This window comes from Deltaproteobacteria bacterium, assembly GCA_016213065.1.
Lineage (GTDB): Bacteria > UBA10199 > UBA10199 > SPLOWO2-01-44-7 > SPLOWO2-01-44-7 > JACRBV01.
On sequence record JACRBV010000103.1, the window covers coordinates 1 to 3,548 of the forward strand.

Here is a 3,548-nt window from a genome sequence, read left to right on the forward strand (position 1 = left end):
GCAACATGACTTACAATCACAAAGATTTTGTAACGAAACAGGGAGTCGCCTGTCAGAACTGTCATCTGGATGTGATACAAGGAGAAGGGAATGTCTCCCAAGACCGTTGTCTGACCTGTCACAACCAACCGGAAAAACTGGCCCGTTTTGAAGATGTCGCCTTTGTCCATGAAAACCATATCACCAAACACAGTGTTGCTTGTTTCCATTGTCATCAGGAGATACGCCATGGTTTTGGAAAAAAAGATATTTCCGAACCATTCCACCCGCCCACGCTGGCTTTTGATTGTTCTTTCTGTCACGAAAATAAACATGCCGGTCAGTTGGAGATGTATTCGGGAAAAGTTTCTGCTCTGGGACTTCCGGAAATGCCAAGTCCCATGTATCTCGCAAATGTCGATTGCATTGGTTGTCACTACCAAGAAACACCTGCCTCGGGCGAAGTGGAATTCAGGGGAAAAAATTTTAAACCCTCCAAAGGAGCCTGCGCGAAATGCCACGGAGCACATTTTGAGGGAATATGGGGAGAAACCAAAAGTGCTCTGCAGGAAACTCTGGCGGGGCTTGATGAAAAACTCAACGCGGCGCGGGCCGGGTTGAAAACCGCCACTCTCCCTCCGGATGAAATCAAGGCGATGTCAGGAAAGATTGGATTGGCAAAACGATGGCACGATTTTGTCCGTGCCTCACACGGGGAACACAATATCTATCTGGCTTCTCTCGTTCTCCGACGCGAAGACCAACTTCTTTCTGAAATCGGTGAAAAAATTAAAGCACAACTGCCTGATCTTTCTGCCAACCCTCTTTTATCAGGAAGTTATTGCGCGACACTTTGCCATTCCAAAGTTTCTGTAAAAGTGCCGCCGGAATTTGTTGTTGCCTTCGGAAAAAAAATGCCACATAAAGCGCACACAGGGATGATGGGTTGCGTTCAGTGTCATGAAATCGGCGCCCACAAAAGTGTCCCTTTGAAAAAGGGAGTCAAAAATGTTTGCACCGGTTGTCACGCTTTATAGACTTTTTTTCATTCTGGGGTTGATGCTTGTGATGAGTGCGTCTGTTTCGGGTTTTGCCGAAGAAAATACCTGCATTAACTGCCACCAACAACTGACGGAACTTCAACATGTCGGACACAATTATACCGATTGGAAAAAATCCATTCACGCGGCAAAAGGCGTGACCTGCCAGTCGTGTCACGGCGGGAATGCCACCGCAACGGACCCCGTTAAAGCGCATCAGGGCGTACTCTCTTCCAAAGACAGCAATTCCTCTGTTTATTTTCAGAAAATTCCCGCTACTTGCGGGCGATGTCACACCAACGAATTTCAGGAATTTAAAAAGAGCATTCATTATAAAACATTGAATCGCACAGGGCGGGGACCAAATTGTTTGACGTGCCATGGGGCCATGGCAACCACCGTGCTTTCGTATTCCGATCTGGAACAGACTTGCTCGTTGTGTCACGGAAAACCGGTTAAGGCCGCAAAGGCGTTCAGTCTGCTTCACACGCTTAAGGGGTCTTTGAAACTTTATCAGAAAAAACTTTCCGAATATAAAGGACAGGCATCAGAGCGGTTTGTGAAAATGGAAAAAGATTTTGTGCAACGTTATAACGCGGTTCAGAAAAAATGGCATTCCTTTAACGTGGACGAAGTGATCGGGGAAGCCGAGAGTTTAATCAAAGAAGTGAAAAGCGCTGAAACGGAACTGGGCAAGAAGCCGGCCACAAAGTAGAGACTGTTGGTTTTGTCATTCCTCGCTGTGCTTCGAATCCAATTTGTTATCAAGCAGATTCTTCGCTCCGCTCAGAATGACAGTAATGACGAAGGGTTCAGGATGACTAGGGTGCCCTAGAAAGCAATAAACAATGGAAATTGATCGTAGAGATTTTTTAAAATATTCAATTTGGGGTCTGGGCTGTTTCATCGGTGCTTCTCTTTTTGCGCCGGCCGCCACCTATTTTTTGTCTCCCGTCTGGAAGGAAAGCGATCTTGACTGGGTTTTCTTAGGAGAAGCCGACACCATCCCCGTCGACAAACCCACAAAAGTTGATTTTGTTCAAAGACGCAAAGATGGCTGGATGACCGTTGAAGAGCGGCGTTCCGCGTGGGTCGTGACGAAAGACGGAAAGGAATTCACGATTTTTGATCCACACTGTACCCATCTGGGATGTCCCTACCGCTGGGATAACGCGAAGAATGAATTTTTATGTCCGTGTCACGCGGCCGTGTTTGACATGAATGGCAACGTGATTTCGGGGCCGCCGCCCAGACCGCTGGACCGCTACGCCGTCAAAGTGGAAAACGGAAAACTGTGGGTACTGCCTACACTAAAGAGGGCTTGAGAAAATGCGGACAATTTTGGGATGGTTTCAGAATCGTTTCGGATGGCCGGATATCCAACAGACTCTTTTGGATCGCAAGATTCCCTTGCCCGGAAAATGGGCGTGGGCCTATACGCTAGGGTCAGCAACGTTAGCTGTTTTTCTTCTTCAGATTATTACGGGTGTACTGCTCGGGATGAATTATTCCCCATCTCCCGATCATGCCTATGAATCCATTCGCTACATCATGACCCAAGTTCCCATGGGCGCTTTTATCCGCGGCCTGCACAAATGGGGTGCGTCCGTCATGATCGTTCTTATATTTTTGCATCTCTTCCGTGTCTACGTGATGGCTTCCTATAAAGCTCCACGGGAATTGACATGGATCGCCGGAATATTTTTACTGCTGGGTGCTTTTGGTCTTGGTTTTACCGGATATCTTTTACCTTGGGATCAGAAAGCCTATTGGGCAACGGCCGTCGGCGCGAACATTTCTAGCCAAGCCCCGTTTCTTGGGCCTGCCGTTGCCACCGTTTTAAAAGGGGGCGCGGAATTGGGGGCGCTGACCCTCACGCGTTTCTACGCCTTTCATGTTTTGGCTCTCCCCATTTTCATGGTGCTTTTCATCGGCATCCATCTTTTTTTGGTTGTCTATCACGGCATTTCCGCGCCGCCGCAGGCAAGGGGAGAGAAGGCGCCCGATTACAAAGAACTAAAAGCCAAGGGAAAATCTTTTTTTCCCTACAGTGTTTTCAAAGATGTTGTCATGGTCCTGCTGGTCTTTGCGGTTATCTTCTTTTTATCCGCCCATTTTGGTGCTGACTTGGAAAACCCTGCCGATCCGACAGATAGTTCCTATAATCCGAGACCGGAATGGTATTTTCTCTTCTTATTTCAGTCTCTCAAATTGTTCCCCGGATCTCTGGAATATCTGGCCGCCATTGTGCTCCCCACGCTGATGCTTCTCTTTTTGATTTTTATTCCTTTTCTGGAGCGTGGGGAAAAACGTCATCCGTTTGCAAGACCGTTTTGGATTGGTGGCGGTTGTATCGCGGTGGGCTTTGTTGTGCTTCTTTCGTATCAGGGCTGGAAATCTCCTCTGGTCAATCCGCGGATTGAAAGAAATCCGCTCGTTTTGCAGGGGCAAAGAATTTACGGTGACCTGCATTGCGTTCATTGTCACAGCATTAAAGGAGAAGGGGGTAATGTGGGACCCGATCTTTCC

At 47.8% G+C, this 3,548-nt stretch carries 4 protein-coding genes; all 4 read left to right on the forward strand.

The window, feature by feature from the left end:
• Positions 1 to 1,016, forward strand: a 1,016-nt coding sequence (locus HY877_05995; protein ID MBI5299826.1) for a cytochrome c3 family protein, incomplete at its 5' end; no start/stop codon positions are given.
• Positions 988 to 1,734, forward strand: coding sequence for a hypothetical protein (locus HY877_06000; protein ID MBI5299827.1), 747 nt, complete (start codon positions 988 to 990; stop codon positions 1,732 to 1,734). The genes HY877_05995 and HY877_06000, both read left to right, overlap by 29 nt.
• Before the next feature lie 133 nt (positions 1,735 to 1,867).
• Positions 1,868 to 2,344, forward strand: coding sequence for a ubiquinol-cytochrome c reductase iron-sulfur subunit (locus tag HY877_06005; GenBank protein MBI5299828.1), 477 nt, complete (start codon positions 1,868 to 1,870; stop codon positions 2,342 to 2,344).
• Positions 2,345 to 2,348: 4 nt separating this feature from the next.
• On the forward strand, positions 2,349 to 3,548 hold a 1,200-nt coding region (locus HY877_06010), incomplete at its 3' end, for a cytochrome b N-terminal domain-containing protein (protein ID MBI5299829.1).